The 13756-nt window shown below is 66.5% G+C and carries 12 protein-coding genes and 1 pseudogene; 10 read left to right on the top strand and 3 right to left on the bottom strand.

Going from position 1 to position 13756, the window contains the following annotated elements; genetic code table 11:
- Positions 1 to 160 precede the first annotated feature (160 nt).
- The gene (locus QZH52_RS24555; RefSeq protein WP_301813153.1) at positions 161 to 763 is read left to right on the top strand and encodes a hypothetical protein; all 603 of its coding nucleotides are present in this window, start codon (positions 161 to 163) and stop codon (positions 761 to 763) included.
- Between the two features lie 140 nt (positions 764 to 903).
- Here the strand turns inward: QZH52_RS24555 and QZH52_RS24560 are convergent, their stop codons facing one another.
- A complete protein-coding gene (locus QZH52_RS24560; protein WP_301813155.1) occupies positions 904 to 1125 on the bottom strand; it encodes a hypothetical protein in 222 nt (73 codons plus the stop codon).
- 80 nt (positions 1126 to 1205) lie between these two features.
- On the opposite strand from QZH52_RS24560, the gene QZH52_RS24565 reads away from it, so the two are divergent.
- Complete coding sequence (locus QZH52_RS24565) at positions 1206 to 1508, top strand: hypothetical protein (protein WP_301813157.1); 303 nt, start codon at positions 1206 to 1208, stop codon at positions 1506 to 1508.
- A gap of 133 nt (positions 1509 to 1641) precedes the next feature.
- Here the strand turns inward: QZH52_RS24565 and QZH52_RS24570 are convergent, their stop codons facing one another.
- Together QZH52_RS24570 and QZH52_RS24575 are read right to left on the bottom strand one after the other, a co-directional pair.
- A complete protein-coding gene (locus tag QZH52_RS24570; RefSeq protein WP_301813159.1) occupies positions 1642 to 2904 on the bottom strand; it encodes an AAA family ATPase in 1263 nt (420 codons plus the stop codon).
- Positions 2905 to 3249: 345 nt separating this feature from the next.
- Positions 3250 to 4155, bottom strand: a pseudogene (locus tag QZH52_RS24575) (YifB family Mg chelatase-like AAA ATPase); the annotation flags it as partial.
- A 165-nt stretch (positions 4156 to 4320) separates the two neighbouring features.
- Here QZH52_RS24575 and QZH52_RS24580 point away from each other — a divergent pair.
- From QZH52_RS24580 to glcE, 8 genes are all read left to right on the top strand, one after another.
- Entirely contained in the window at positions 4321 to 5184 is an 864-nt protein-coding gene (locus QZH52_RS24580; protein WP_301813320.1) for a TorF family putative porin, read from the top strand.
- A 57-nt stretch (positions 5185 to 5241) separates the two neighbouring features.
- Positions 5242 to 5580, top strand: a complete 339-nt coding sequence (glnK, locus tag QZH52_RS24585) for a P-II family nitrogen regulator (RefSeq protein WP_162565354.1) — start codon at positions 5242 to 5244, stop codon at positions 5578 to 5580.
- Between the two features lie 28 nt (positions 5581 to 5608).
- A complete protein-coding gene (gene amt, locus QZH52_RS24590) occupies positions 5609 to 7135 on the top strand; it encodes an ammonium transporter (RefSeq protein ID WP_301813164.1) in 1527 nt (508 codons plus the stop codon).
- A 148-nt stretch (positions 7136 to 7283) separates the two neighbouring features.
- Complete coding sequence (locus QZH52_RS24595) at positions 7284 to 8207, top strand: SMP-30/gluconolactonase/LRE family protein (RefSeq protein WP_301813165.1); 924 nt, start codon at positions 7284 to 7286, stop codon at positions 8205 to 8207.
- A 1-nt stretch (position 8208) separates the two neighbouring features.
- On the top strand, positions 8209 to 9090 hold the full coding sequence (locus QZH52_RS24600; RefSeq protein ID WP_286535127.1) for a LysR substrate-binding domain-containing protein: 882 nt from the start codon (positions 8209 to 8211) through the stop codon (positions 9088 to 9090).
- Between the two features lie 107 nt (positions 9091 to 9197).
- Positions 9198 to 10859 carry an L-lactate permease gene (locus QZH52_RS24605; protein ID WP_301813168.1) on the top strand — a complete coding sequence of 554 codons (1662 nt, stop codon included), beginning with the start codon at positions 9198 to 9200 and terminating at the stop codon, positions 10857 to 10859.
- 150 nt (positions 10860 to 11009) lie between these two features.
- Positions 11010 to 12515, top strand: coding sequence for an FAD-linked oxidase C-terminal domain-containing protein (locus QZH52_RS24610; RefSeq protein WP_301813169.1), 1506 nt, complete (start codon positions 11010 to 11012; stop codon positions 12513 to 12515).
- Positions 12516 to 12581: 66 nt separating this feature from the next.
- A complete protein-coding gene (gene glcE / locus QZH52_RS24615; protein ID WP_301813170.1) occupies positions 12582 to 13748 on the top strand; it encodes a glycolate oxidase subunit GlcE in 1167 nt (388 codons plus the stop codon).
- Positions 13749 to 13756 lie beyond the last annotated feature (8 nt).

Raw genomic sequence — 13756 nt, forward strand, 5'->3', positions numbered from 1 at the left:
CATGAAGACGCAACGAGACATGGGGCCCTCCCGTGATCCAGTGACAAGGGAACATATCTGCGCGCGCGTCTCGGCGCAACTTCTGTTTAGAGGAGTAGTCAGGGCCGGCGTTGCTGGAAAACCCTGACCGCTTTGGATCTGAAACGCGGAGAATGTGCACATGCCTACGAACGTCACCATCGAATTGAGCATTGGCATCCCGTCTGCCGTGGTCCTTTACAGCTTGCTGGGCTACGGCGGCGCCTTTAATGGCGGGACAAAGTGCAATCCCAAACCCACGGTAGACCTGGACAAGGCGGGTTCAGTCTCCATGACAGTGCCTGCGCTCACTTGGTCCACCACTAAACGGTATGACGAAGCCGACGCCATCGTCGTTGCCGGAAAGCCCGATTGGTATCGTTCGCTTCGCAGCGGTGCCCCCGAGCGTGAGAGCCAACAGCTGGTACGGGCGCCGGAAAATCTTGACGTTCAGTTCTCTCAGATCGCCGATGCGACGCACGCGGTGAAGTTCGTCGTGAACGGACCGAACCCACTGCTTTCCCTGGCCCCTGGAATCAACGCAGAGATCGTCGTGGGTCTGCGCAAGACTGCGACGGCGATCGAGTACATCGTGAAGGGCGATCACGATGGCTTTCCAAACTACACCTTGCTGCTCAACGGAAAGACCGTGTACGCGTGGAACTGTGTCGACAACGGAGAAACGCCGCTGGCGCTGAGGCCGCCGATGGATCAGTCGGTGGACACCGGTTGGAAGCAGCTTTAGAAGTTCATACAGCCGGTACTCCGCGGCGGACTGAACTGTCACTACTGTGTTCGCCGATGGCGATCACCGCGGCTCACGTTTCAGGTTGCACTCCGTAGGTTCCAAGGTTTGGCTGGATCCGTTGGGTCAAAGCGGTATTCCTACGACGCCGCCTTCCGGAATTCTTCAGTTGCCATCGTTGAGAGGTCGGGCAACTTCTCGACCGTTGAGCGGATTTCTTCGCCGGTTGGGCAACAGGTAACCGGGACCCACGCCTTCCAGAGGGCGTGGATATAGAGCACACGCGGGAGCAGGAAGAAGGCCAAGCCAATGGGAATCGCAACCATGGCCAGAACGCTGAGCATGATGGCGTGATTGGTCATCCCGACTCGAAGCTTGTACATTTCCTTGCTCTGCGCTCTCGTTTCTCTACGACAAGGTGCTGGGCCTGCGGTTGCCTTGGATGCAGGAGATCGACCGTCCCGTGCCCAAGCGGCGCTTACCGGTCGTGCTCAGCGTCGATGAAATGTTGTCGGTGCTGGCCAGGTTGCAGGGTGAGCATCAACTGCTGGACGACCATGATCTACATCCATGTGCTGCGGATGGGCGGCAGCGCCTTGCGCAGCCCGCTGGGATCACTGGTGTCGCAAGGCAGCCACTGGTGAATTTCCGCTGTCAGTCCGGACCTGTCGTCCGCCGCCGCGGGGCGAATGACTGCACCTGGCCGGTTGTCGAGATCCAGGCGCGCTTGTTGAACGACGGCTGACGCCGCGAAGCCGAATTCCGAACTCTCGAGATCGCCTCAACACACTCCCTATCGGCATTGGCCATCAGGTTACCGAAGAGGGTTGAGGCGGCTGGAGAGCCTCGCAGGGTCTTGCGCTCCGGATTTTTCCAGATCAATGGAGGACGCTTCGAACCGTGCACTCGTCCAAGACGGCCGCGGGAAGGTCGTCCAGTGTGAGACGGAGTCTTCCGGCCTCGACAGCTCGAGCTACGGCATCCTGTACCGTCTGATAGATCTCCCGAGCTGTCAGGTGAGCGAGCTTGTTGCAGATCGCGGACTCGGGGGAGGTAAATCCAGGAATTTCAAGCTGCTGCATCGCAGCAATTGCAACCACCCGAGCAGCCTGCAGCGCCTGGGCACCAGTTGGCGGCAGGATATGAAATTCACGAAATCGAGATCGCAGCGAGTCAGGCACTCTCGCCGGGTCGTTTGACGTCGCGATGTACGTTGCCAAGCTTGCATCGAACTCGATATCGAGCGACGCATCCCGGACCCTGCTTGCCGTGATCGGCTCAAGGAGTGAATGGAGGGGCGCCAACGGGTCGTATTGGGATCCCCGTGGCGCTTTGTCGAGTTCGTCGATCAGGAACACCGGGTTGGCTACCGTTCCGAGGCAGATCTGTTGAAAGATGAGTCCTTGCGTGGCAGTGCTCCAATGCCGTTCCGTGCCGAGGAGCAGCGAAGTGGTTTGAGCGTTCTCCATGGAGTGGTGACGGATCGGCGCTCCAAGGGCCTGTGCCAGATCATTGACGTAGTGAGTTTTGCCGAGCCCAGGAACGCTCCATAGGTGAAGTGGTGGGATCTTCAGCGGTTGGCGCCCGTGCGTCGAAAGTGTCACGCGGCGAGCCACGAACTCCGTGACTTCGGCAAAGTGCGGATGGGCTCCGCGAAGATACTCGAGGGATTTCGCCCACTTCTCCGGGCGGAACGCCGGGTTGGCGACTTCGCGCAGAGCGCCAGCGAGCTCCAGCTTCTTTGTGAGCTCCAGTTCGCGCTTTTGATAGTCTTTGTCGCGCAGCGTGGCGATTCGCCCGATTACGCGCAACAGTTCCTCGCCGCGAAGGACTGGGTGGCGCCGATCTCGCCGGCGACGCGCTACCCCGCGCTCGAATGCTTTCACGAACGCGACTTGGTTCGGCAGAGGTGCGGCTGGCGCTTGCGCCGGAGGGTTCGTCCGGGTGTGCAATTCCTCCCGCCGGAGGTCTTCTTTCGCCTCATGGGCGGCCTGCGCGATCCTGACGCACTCTTCCCGCTTCTCCTGCAGTGCATGCGCGAGGGGCACCGGCAACAGCAACTCGAACGCCTTGTCCGGATAGGCGCGAGCGATTGAAAAGAGACGGAAGCCTGCCAGTAGGTCGTCTTGTATCGAGAACACGATGGGCTCCTGGGGAGGAGCCCGGGGAGTCAGGCTCCTGGAGTTGAACGATTGGGGGAGGCGAGGGAGTTCGAGGTTTCCGAAACTCGCGATCGATTCGTCTCATGCCGCGCGTGCATGCACCCGCAGATGCGTATCTGCGGGGTGACGGTGGTCGTCCGGAAAGAGTGCGGCATGGCGTTCATTTCGTGTGTGCGCCAAATCCTAGCGACTGACGCGCACCGAGTCAAAGCCTGGAGGAGCCGGCCTAAATTTGAAAAACCGGGGGGTGTAAATTTGAAAAACGGCTTCCTAAGTTGTTGATTTTCCTGGGTAACCAGGCGAGACAACTTTGGAGGAACTCACCGGCCGCGGCGGCGACCCGCCGCCGACCATCGCCACCGCGCTGGCCGTGTGGTGCGGGCTGGCGGTCGGCCGCCGCATCCATTGCCCGGTCTCGAAGCGACCGCCCAGGCTGGCGACCGCCGCGCTCTCCAGCGCTTCGTCCACGCTCATCGCCGGCAGCAGCCCGGCGAAGCGCTGGGCCAGCATCGACTTGCCAGAGCCGGGCGGGCCCACCATCAGCAGGCTGTGGCCGCCGGCCGCGGCGATCTCCAGCGCCCGCTTGGCGCCCGCGTGTCCCTTGACGTCGCCCAGGTCCGGCGGGCGCGAGGCCGGGCCGGGCGGCGCCGCCAGCACGCGGGCCCAGCCTTCGCCACTGCCGGCGGCGTCGAGGGCCGGCGGCACGGCGTCGGCCGGCAGGAACTGCCGCACCACGTCCAGCAGGTGGCGGGCCCCATAGACCTCGGCATCCGGCACCAGCGCGGCCTCTTGCGCACTCTCGGCGGGCAGCACCAGCCGCGCGCCGATGCCGCGCAGGTGCAGGGCCAGCGCCATGGCCAGTGCACCACGCACGGGCCGCAACTGCCCCGACAAGGAGAGTTCGCCGGCGAATTCATGGCCTGCCAGCTGCGCGGCCTCGATCTGGCCGCTGGCCGCCAGGATGCCGAGGGCGATCGGGAGGTCGAAGCGGCCGGAGTCCTTCGGCAGGTCGGCCGGGGCCAGGTTGACCGTGATGCGCTTGTTGGTCGGGAAGTCGAGCCCGGAATTCTGGATCGCGCACCGGACCCGCTCGCGGGCCTCCTTGACCTCGACGTCGACCAGCCCGACCAGCGTGAAACTGGGCAATCCGTTCGCCAGATGCACCTCGACCGTGACTTCGGCGGCTTCGAGGCCCAGCAAAGCGCGGCTCTGCACCAAACACAGACTCATTTCGCTCCCTTTCACCAAGATGGTGCGTGCCATCTCTTGTTCTTGATTGTGACCAAGTGCATCGGGCGTCAAACCCTGCCTCCTCGGGAGGATGCGCTTTGGCACGCTCCCTGCTTTGAGAAGGATTCCTAAACACTTTTCAAAACACGAGGAGTCCGCTCGATGATGCACCGTAAATCCGTCCAGATCCTGGCTTTGGGCGCGCTCGCCGCCCTGCCGATGCTCGCCAGCGCGCAGGCTGCGGCCGACGCGGCTGCCGCACCGGCGCCGAATCTCACGGGCAACGTCGCGCTGACGACCAACTACAAGTTCCGTGGCCAGGACCAGGACGTCATCGGCAACAACGGCTTTGCGAAGACCAGCTGGTTCAAGCCCGCCATCCAGGGCGGCATCGACTATGCCTTCGGGGACAGCGGCTTCTATGTCGGCAACTGGAACTCCAGCGTCGACTGGCTGCCCGGCAACTCGGTTGAGATGGACTTCTACGGCGGCTACAAGTTCAAGGGCGGCCCGATCGACTGGGACGTCGGCGTCTATCAGTACTACTACCCCGGCAACACCGCGGGCAATACCACCGAGATCTACGGCGCGGGCACCTGGTCCGACGAGAGGTTCGGCGCCTTCACTGCCAAGTACTCCTGGACCGTCTCCAACGACTACTTCAACTACGCCGGCAACCAGCGTGGCTCGGGGCTGGACGGCCAGAACACCGGCTATCTGAACCTGGCGTACACCAAGGAGATCGTGCCCAAGCTGACGTTCAAGACGGCCATTGGCTACACCTTCTTCACCAGCGACATCAAGAGCCTGGGCTACAAGGACTACCTGGACTACAACGTGGGCGTGTCCTATGACTTCGGCAGCGGCCTGGCCCTGGCCGGCTCGGTGCAGGGGGGCAACAACCAAAGCGCCTTCAACCTGATCGCCACGCCGGGCATCCCCACGGGTACGGTCTTCGGACCGATCGGCCAGACCACCTTCTCGCCGAATGTGACGCGTTTCATCGTCACGTTGACCAAGACCCTCTAGTCATAGAAAGGCGTGGCCCGGGGCTGCGCCGTCCCTTTCATCCGCAGGAGAAACATCATGAAGCTGGTCACAGCCATCATCAAACCCTTCAAGCTCGACGAAGTGCGCGAGGCGCTGTCCGCCATCGGCGTGCAGGGCATCACGGTCACCGAGGTCAAGGGCTTCGGACGCCAGAAGGGCCACACCGAGCTCTATCGCGGCGCCGAGTACGTCGTCGACTTTCTGCCGAAGGTCAAGATCGAAGCAGCCGTGGCCGACGAGTTGGTGGAGCGCGTGATCGAGGCGGTCGAGAGCGCGGCGCGCACCGGCAAGATCGGCGATGGCAAGGTTTTCGTCTACGACCTGGAGCAGGTCGTGCGCATCCGCACCGGTGAAACGGGCCGCGAAGCCCTCTGACACGCAAGGCACGAAAGAACAATCCGAAATGAAAAAATTCCTTGTCTCACTCGCGCTGGGCCTGAGCCTGCTCGGCGCCGGCACGTCCGGCTTCGCGCAGGCGCCAGCAGCGGCACCCGCGGCTGAAGCGTCGGCGCCCGCAGCGGCCGCACCGGCCGCCGCTGCGCCGGCCGCGGCAGCACCGGCCGCCGATGCAGCCGCGGCACCCGCCGCCGCCGCGCCGGCGCCCTCGTTCAACAAGGGCGACACCGCCTGGATGATGGTCTCGACCCTGCTCGTGATCATGATGACCGTGCCCGGCCTGGCGCTGTTCTACGGCGGCCTGGTGCGCAGCAAGAACATGCTGTCGGTGCTGATGCAGGTCATGGTCACGTTCTCGATGATCGTGGTGCTGTGGCTGATCTACGGCTACAGCCTCGCGTTCACCGAAGGCAACGCCTTCATAGGCGGCTTCGACCGGCTCTTCATGAAGGGCATCTTCGATCCGGCCACCGGCGTGTTCGCACCCGGCGCGACCTTCAGCAAGGGCGTCTACATTCCCGAACTGCTGTTCGCCGCCTTCCAGGCCACCTTCGCCGGCATCACCTGCTGCCTGATCGTCGGCGCCTTCGCCGAGCGCATCAAGTTCTCGGCCGTGCTGCTGTTCATGGTGCTCTGGTTCACCTTCAGCTATGCGCCGATCGCCCACATGGTCTGGTTCTGGATGGGCCCGGACGCGTATGCCAGCAAGGAAGTGGTCGATCAGATGAACGACAAGGCCGGCCTGATCTGGCAGTGGGGCGCGCTCGACTTCGCGGGCGGCACCGTGGTGCACATCAACGCCGCCGTCGCCGGCCTCGTCGGTGCCTACCTGGTGGGCAAGCGCATCGGCTACGGCAAGGAATCGTTCACGCCGCATTCGCTGACTCTGACGATGGTCGGTGCCTCGCTGCTGTGGGTCGGCTGGTTCGGCTTCAATGCCGGCTCGGCCCTCGAAGCCGGCACCAGCGCCGTGCTGGCCTTCATGAACACGTTCTCGGCCACCGCCGCCGCCGTGCTCGCCTGGTCCATCGGTGAAGCGCTGATGCGCGGCAAGGCCTCGATGCTGGGTGCCGCTTCCGGCGCCGTCGCCGGCCTGGTGGCGATCACCCCGGCCGCCGGCAACGTCGGCCTGATGGGCGCGATCATCATCGGCTTCGTCGCCGGCTTCGCCTGCCTCTGGGGCGTTCATGGCCTCAAGAAGATGCTCAAGGCGGACGACTCGCTGGACGTCTTCGGCGTGCACGGTGTCGGCGGTATCGTCGGCGCGCTGCTCACCGGCGTGTTCAACACCCAGGCCCTCGGCGGCCCCGGCCTGGTCGGCGACTGGGTCACGGCAGGCGTGATCTCCAACGGCATCGGTGCCCAGGTCTGGATCCAGCTCAAGGCCGTGCTGCTGACCGTCGTCTGGTCGGGCGTGGTGGCCTTCATCTCCTTCAAGATCGCCGACCTGACCATCGGTCTGCGGGTGTCGGAAGAAGAAGAGCGCGAAGGCCTCGACATCACCTCCCACGGCGAAACCGCCTACAACCGCTGAAGCCTCCGGGCCGCCGTGTGCGGCCCGCTTCCGCGGCAAGAATTTGTCTGCGAGAGTCTCCTCTGGAAGTTCAGCCCGCACGCTTCGGCCTGCGGGCTGTTTTTTTGGGGGGGTCGCAAGGCGGGCGAATTGGCCTAAGCTCTCGCGCATGTGGACCACCCTCGACGACAGTCTGAGCCAGCTCGGCGAATCGCCGTTCTGGCATCCCGGCGAACGCTCGCTCTACTGGCTCGACATTCCTGGCCGCGCGGTGCTGCGGACCCGCGGCGACATCGACGGCAGGCCGTCCGTCGAGCGCTGGGACCTGCCGACCGAGCCCGGCTGCATGGCACCGGCGCGGCGCGGCGGGCTGGTGATCGCGCTGCGCGACGGGATCTACCGCGCGGCCGAGTGGGGCGCTGAATTGCGGCCGCTGGCGCGGGTCGACCATGACATCCGCACCATGCGCTTCAACGACGGAAAGTGCGACTCGCTGGGCCGGTTCTGGGCCGGCACGATCAACGAAGCCAAGGACCGCGCCAACGCAACGCTCTACTGTATGGACGCGCGTGGCGGCCGGGCGCCGGCGCTGCGGCCGATGGCCAACCAGGCCACCACTGCCAACGGCCTGGCCTTCGCGCCCGACGACGCCACCGTCTACTGGGCCGACACCGCGGCCCACCGGGTGCGCGCCTGGAACTGGGCCGCGCGGGTCAACACCCTGTCGCACGAGCGCGTCTTCCAGCAGTTCGAGGACAAGCCCGCCGGCTGGACGCCGGCCTCGCCGCTGCGCTACGAAGGCCGGCCCGACGGCGCCACTGTCGATGCGCGGGGCCACTACTGGGCGGCGATGTTCGAGGGCGGCCAGCTGTTGCGCTTCGCGCCCTCGGGCGAGCGGGTCGCGGCGCTGGCGACCCCGGTCCAGTGCCCGACCATGCCCTGCTTCGGCGGCGACGACCTGCGCACGCTCTTCGTCACCAGCGCCCGCCGCGGCCGTCCGGCGGCCGAACTCGAGGAGCGGCCGGCCTCGGGCTGCGTGATCCGCATGCGCGTCGATACGCCCGGCCGGCCGGTCGCCTTCTTCGAGGACTGAATTGGCTCTCCAGCACATCCCGCCGATCCAGTGCCTGCTGACCTTCGAGGCGGTGGCGCGGCTGCGCCACGCGGGCCGCGCGGCCGACGAGCTGTGCGTCACCCCGAGCGCGGTGAGCCATCGCATCCGCCAGCTCGAATCGCATCTGGGCATCAAGCTCTTCGGCCGCAGCGACTTCAACCTGACGGCCGACGGCGCGGTCTACCTCGCCAACGTGCGTACCGGGCTGGCGGCCCTGCAGGCGGTGCCGAACCGCGACGCCACGCGGCGCACGACGCAGCTGCGGCTGGCGGTCACGCCGACCTTCAGCCGCCAGATGCTGATGCCGCACCTGGAGCTGTTCCGCAACATCTACCCCGACGTCGAGCTGGTGATGCAGGTCTCGATCCCGCTGCTGGACGTGACCGCCGAGCAGGCCGACCTCGAAGTGCGCTACGGCAGCGGCAACTACGCCGACTGCGAGAGCCGGCTGGTACTCGAGGAATCGGTGGTGCCGGCCTGCAGCCCGAGCTACCTCAACGAGTTCGGACCCTTCACCGGCTTTCGCACCGAGGCCGAGATCGCCGCCGCGCGGCTGATCCGCAGCCCCCTGGAGCCCTGGAGCACCTGGTTCGCGAGCTGCGGGCTGGACCATCCCGAGCCGCAGGTCGGCGCCCAGTTCAACGACCTGGGCCTGGTCTACGACGCCGCCGCCAGCGGCTTCGGCGTGGCGCTGGTGCGGCAGAAACTGGGCGCGCAATGGCTCGAGTCGGGGCGGCTGGTGCCGCTGTCGGACCGGCCCGTGCCCTCGCCGCTGCGCCACTACATCTGCTGGCAGCCCGGCACGCTGGAGCGCTGGGAATGCGAGGCCTTCGCCGAGTGGCTCGTACAAACCCTGAGATAGATCGAGCAGATTTCAAGGCTGCCGCAAAAAACCTTCAATTCGGCGGCCTTCGGTTTCCTTAGAGTTCGGATCGCACAAGCGAGACACCAATTTTCGGGAGACTAGCCATGACCTGGCAGCAAATCTACGATCCCTTCGGCAACATGATCATTTCCACCGCGCTCGCCGCGATTCCGGTGGTGGTGATGCTGGCCTGCCTCGGCTTCTTCCACATCAAGGCCCACATCGCGGCCGGCCTGGGCCTGCTGGCGGCGATCGCGGTTGCCGTCTTCGCCTACGGCATGCCGGTCGACATGGCGGGCCGCGCGGCGCTGTTCGGCGGCTTCACCGGGCTGCTGCCGATCGGCTGGATCGTGCTCAACATCATCTTCCTGCAGCAGCTGGCGGAGCAGAACGGCAGCTTCAAGGTGCTGCAGGATTCGCTCTCGGGCATCACCGAAGACCGGCGCATTCAGCTGCTGCTGATCGCCTTCTGCTTCGGCGCCTTCTTCGAGGGCGCGGCCGGCTTCGGCACGCCGGTCGCGGTCACCGCGGGCATCCTGATCGGGCTGGGCTTCTCGCCCCTGGCGGCCTCCGGCCTGAGCCTGATCGCCAACACTGCACCGGTCGCCTTCGGCGCGCTCGGGACGCCGGTCATCACGCTGGCCAAGGTGCATGGCTACGACCTGATGGAAGTCACGGCGATGATCGGCCGCCAGCTGCCCTTCTTCTCGCTGCTGGTGCCGTTCTGGCTGATCTGGGCCTTTGCCGGCCGCAAGGCGATGTGGGAGATCTGGCCGGCGATCCTGGTTACCGGCCTGAGCTTCGCGATCCCGCAGTACCTGGTGTCGAACTTCATCGGCCCCGAGCTGGTCGACATCATCGCGGCCATCGTCTCGATGGTCTGCCTGGTGCTGTTCCTGCGCGTCTGGCAGCCGCGCAAGATCTGGCGTTCGCCCTCGCTTAAGGGCCACGATGTCAGCGCCCACGAAGCCAAGCCGCCGGCGCCGGTGGTCGTGCACGAGCGGGCCGCGCTGGTCCGCGCCTGGACCCCGTGGCTGATCCTGTCGGTGTTCGTCTTCGTCTGGGGGCTGCCTTCGGTCAAGACCGCCCTCAACGGCCTCTTCGCGCCCTCGTTCCCGATGGCCGGCCTGCACAACATGATCGAGAAGATGCCGCCGGTGGTGGCCACGCCGACCAAGGAAGGCGCGGTCTACGTGCTGAACATCCTGTCGGCGACCGGCACCGGGATCCTGCTGTCGGCCGTGGTCAGCGCCTTCTTCATGCGCTACGGCCCGGTCGAGATCGTGCGCATCTTCTTTCGCACGCTGTGGCTTGTGCGCTACTCGCTGCTGACCATCGTGCTCATGCTGGCGCTCGGCACGCTCACGCGCTTCTCGGGCACCGACACCACGCTGGGCCTGGCCTTCGCCAACACCGGCGCGTTCTATCCCTTCTTCGGCACCTTGATGGGCTGGATCGGGGTCGCGATGACCGGCTCCGACACCGCCTCGAACGTGCTGTTCGGCGGCATGCAGAAGGTGGCGGCCGAGCAGCTCGGCCTGTCGCCCAACCTGATGGGCGCGGCCAACAGCTCGGGCGGCGTGATGGGCAAGATGATCGACGCCCAGTCGATCGTGGTCGCCTCCACCGCCACCCGCTGGTTCAACCACGAAGGCGATATCCTGCGCTTTGTGTTTTTCCACTCGATCGCGCTGGCCTGCCTGGTCGGCCTGTTCGTCACGATGCAGGCCTACGTCTGGCCCTTCACCTTGATGGTCGTCCGATGAAGCCCACCCCCGAATCTCGCTCACTGCGTGTAGCGAGTTCCCCCTCAAGGGGGCGACACCAGCGGCCCGGCAAAGCCGGTTCCGCGGTGTCTCACGAAGGGGCCGGTGCTCGCCGGGCTTCGTGCAAGTCCAATGAAATGAGGCTTTGAAATGAATGCGCCGCTCAGTTCCGCCGAACAGCGTTCGTTGTCCGCCTCCGCCCGCCAGGCCCAGGTGGTGCAGGCGCTGCGGCCGCTCCTGCCCGCCCATGCGCTGATCTGGCACGACGAGGACACCGTGCCCTACGAGTGCGACGGCCTCACGGCCTACCGCCAGCGGCCGCTGATGGTGGCCCTGCCCGAGACCGAGGCCCAGGTCGCGGCCGTGCTCAAGACCTGCCACGGACTCGGCGTGCCGGTGGTGGCGCGCGGTGCCGGCACCGGGCTCTCGGGCGGCGCGATGCCGCATGCGCTGGGCGTGACCATGTCGCTCGCCAAGTTCAACCGGATCGTCAGGATCGATCCGGTCAGCCGCACCGCGGTGGTCCAGTGCGGCGTGCGCAACCTCGCGATCAGCGAGGCGGCGGCGCCCTTCAACCTCTACTACGCGCCCGACCCATCGAGCCAGATCGCCTGCACCATCGGCGGCAACGTGGCCGAGAACTCGGGCGGCGTGCACTGCCTCAAGTACGGCCTCACCCTGCACAACGTGCTGCGGGTGCGCGGCTTCACGGCCGAGGGGGAGGCGATCGAATTCGGCGGCGAGGCGCTCGACTGCGCCGGCCTCGACCTGCTGGCGCTGGTGATCGGCAGCGAGGGCATGCTGGCCGTCACCACCGAGGTCACTGTCAAGTTGGTGCCCAAGCCGCAGCTGGCGCGCTGCATCATGGCCAGCTTCGACGATGTCCGGAAGGCCGGCGATGCGGTGGCCGCGGTCATTGCGGCCGGCATCATCCCGGCCGGCCTCGAAATGATGGACAAGCCCATGACCGCCGCGGTCGAGGACTTCGTGCGCGCCGGCTACGACCTCGACGCGGCCGCCATCCTGCTGTGCGAATCGGACGGCACCCCCGAGGAGGTCGAGGAAGAGATCGGCCGCATGACCGAGGTGCTGCGCCAGTGCGGCGCCACCGCGATCGCCTGCAGCGAGAACGAGGACGAGCGGCTGCGCTTCTGGAGCGGCCGGAAGAACGCCTTCCCGGCCTCGGGCCGCATCAGCCCCGACTACATGTGCCTCGACTCGACCATCCCGCGCAAGCGGCTGGCCGACATCCTGCTCGCGATCCAGCAGATGGAGATCAAGTACGGCCTGCGCTGCTGCAACGTGTTCCACGCCGGCGACGGCAACCTGCATCCGCTGGTGCTGTTCGACGCCAACGACCCCGACGAGCTGCACCGCTGCGAGCTGTTCGGCGCCGACATCCTCGAGACCAGCGTCGCGATGGGCGGCACGGTGTCGGGCGAGCATGGGGTCGGCGTCGAGAAGCTCAACAGCATGTGCGTGCAGTTCACCGCGGCCGAGAACGAGCAGATGTTCGGCGTCAAGCGGGCCTTCGATCCTGCGGGGCTACTGAACCCGGGCAAGGTGATCCCCACGCTGTCGCGCTGCGCCGAGTACGGCAAGCAGGTGTTCCGCGCGGGGCAGGCGATGCCCTTTGCGGACCTGCCGAGGTTCTGAATACCTTGCGGGACAGACCAAGAAACTGCGCAGCAGTTTTTGCTCTGTCCTCAACTGATCAAGACGATGGAATCCACAGCCCTCACAGATATCGCCGACCGCATCCGCGCCGCCGCAACCGACCGCACGACCCTGAGCATCCGAGGCGGCAACACCAAGGCCTTCTACGGCGAAGCCGCGCACGGCGAGCCCCTCGAGACCGGCGCGCTCGCCGGCATCGTCAGCTATGAACCGAGCGAGCTGGTCGTCACCGTCGGGGCCGGCACGCCGCTCGCCGAACTCGAGGCGCTGCTGGCCGGGCAGGGCCAGTGCCTGCCGTTCGAGCCGCCGCGCTTCGCGGCCGGCGGGACCCGCGTCGAGCCCTTGGGCGAGCGCGTCCTGGACGGCGGCTCCGCCGCAGGGAGCGCAGCGACCGTAGGTGGCATGATCGCGGCCGGGCTCAGCGGCCCCGCGCGCGCCAGCGTCGGCGCGGTGCGCGACTACCTGCTCGGCCTCACGCTGGTCAACGGCCGCGGCGAGGTGCTGGTGTTCGGCGGCCAGGTCATGAAGAACGTCGCCGGCTATGACGTGTCTCGGGTGCTGGCCGGTTCGATGGGTGCCCTCGGCCTGGTCGCGCAGGCCAGCCTCAAGGTGCTGCCGGTGGCACCGGCCGAGGCCACGCTCGAGTTCGCCTGCAGCCAGGCCGATGCGCTGCGCCTGCTCAACGAGTGGGGCGGCCGGCCGCTGCCGCTCAATGCCAGTGCCTGGCGCATGCGCGACGGTGTCGGCGTGCTGTCGCTGCGCCTGCGCGGCGCAGTGGCGGCGGTCGAGGCGGCCTGCGCGCAGCTGGGCGGCGAGCGCCAGGATGCCGAGCGCGCGGCGGCCAGCTGGCAGTCGCTGCGCGACCAGCAGCACCCCTGGTTCAGCGCCGGCGCGGGCGCCTTGTGGCGGCTCTCGGTGCCGCAGACCGCGCCGGTGCTCGACCTCGACGGCGCGCCGCTCGTCGAGTGGCATGGCGGCCAGCGCTGGTATCTGGCCACACCCGGCGAATCGCAGCGGGTGCGTGCCGCGGCCCGCGCGGCCGGTGGCCATGCGACGCTCTTCAGGCCCGCGCCCGGGGCCCGCCACGAGCCCCGCTTCGACGCCCTGAGCGCGCCGATCGAGCGCATCCACCGGGCGCTCATGAACGAATTCGATCCCGATGCCGTGTTCGATCGCGGCCGGCTCCTTCCTGCAAGAACCACCGCGCACTGAAGCTCCGC

The sequence above is a fragment of the Variovorax ginsengisoli genome (assembly GCF_030486595.1).
Lineage (GTDB): Bacteria > Pseudomonadota > Gammaproteobacteria > Burkholderiales > Burkholderiaceae_C > Variovorax > Variovorax ginsengisoli_B.

Coding starts and splice junctions, on each gene's coding strand:
- QZH52_RS24555 (WP_301813153.1), top strand. CDS start 161: ATGCCTACGAACGTCACCATCGAATTGAGCATTGGCATCCCGTCTGCC.
- QZH52_RS24560 (WP_301813155.1), bottom strand. CDS start 1,125: ATGACCAATCACGCCATCATGCTCAGCGTTCTGGCCATGGTTGCGATT.
- QZH52_RS24565 (WP_301813157.1), top strand. CDS start 1,206: ATGCAGGAGATCGACCGTCCCGTGCCCAAGCGGCGCTTACCGGTCGTG.
- QZH52_RS24580 (WP_301813320.1), top strand. CDS start 4,321: ATGCACCGTAAATCCGTCCAGATCCTGGCTTTGGGCGCGCTCGCCGCC.
- glnK (WP_162565354.1), top strand. CDS start 5,242: ATGAAGCTGGTCACAGCCATCATCAAACCCTTCAAGCTCGACGAAGTG.
- amt (WP_301813164.1), top strand. CDS start 5,609: ATGAAAAAATTCCTTGTCTCACTCGCGCTGGGCCTGAGCCTGCTCGGC.
- QZH52_RS24595 (WP_301813165.1), top strand. CDS start 7,284: ATGTGGACCACCCTCGACGACAGTCTGAGCCAGCTCGGCGAATCGCCG.
- QZH52_RS24605 (WP_301813168.1), top strand. CDS start 9,198: ATGACCTGGCAGCAAATCTACGATCCCTTCGGCAACATGATCATTTCC.
- QZH52_RS24610 (WP_301813169.1), top strand. CDS start 11,010: ATGAATGCGCCGCTCAGTTCCGCCGAACAGCGTTCGTTGTCCGCCTCC.
- glcE (WP_301813170.1), top strand. CDS start 12,582: ATGGAATCCACAGCCCTCACAGATATCGCCGACCGCATCCGCGCCGCC.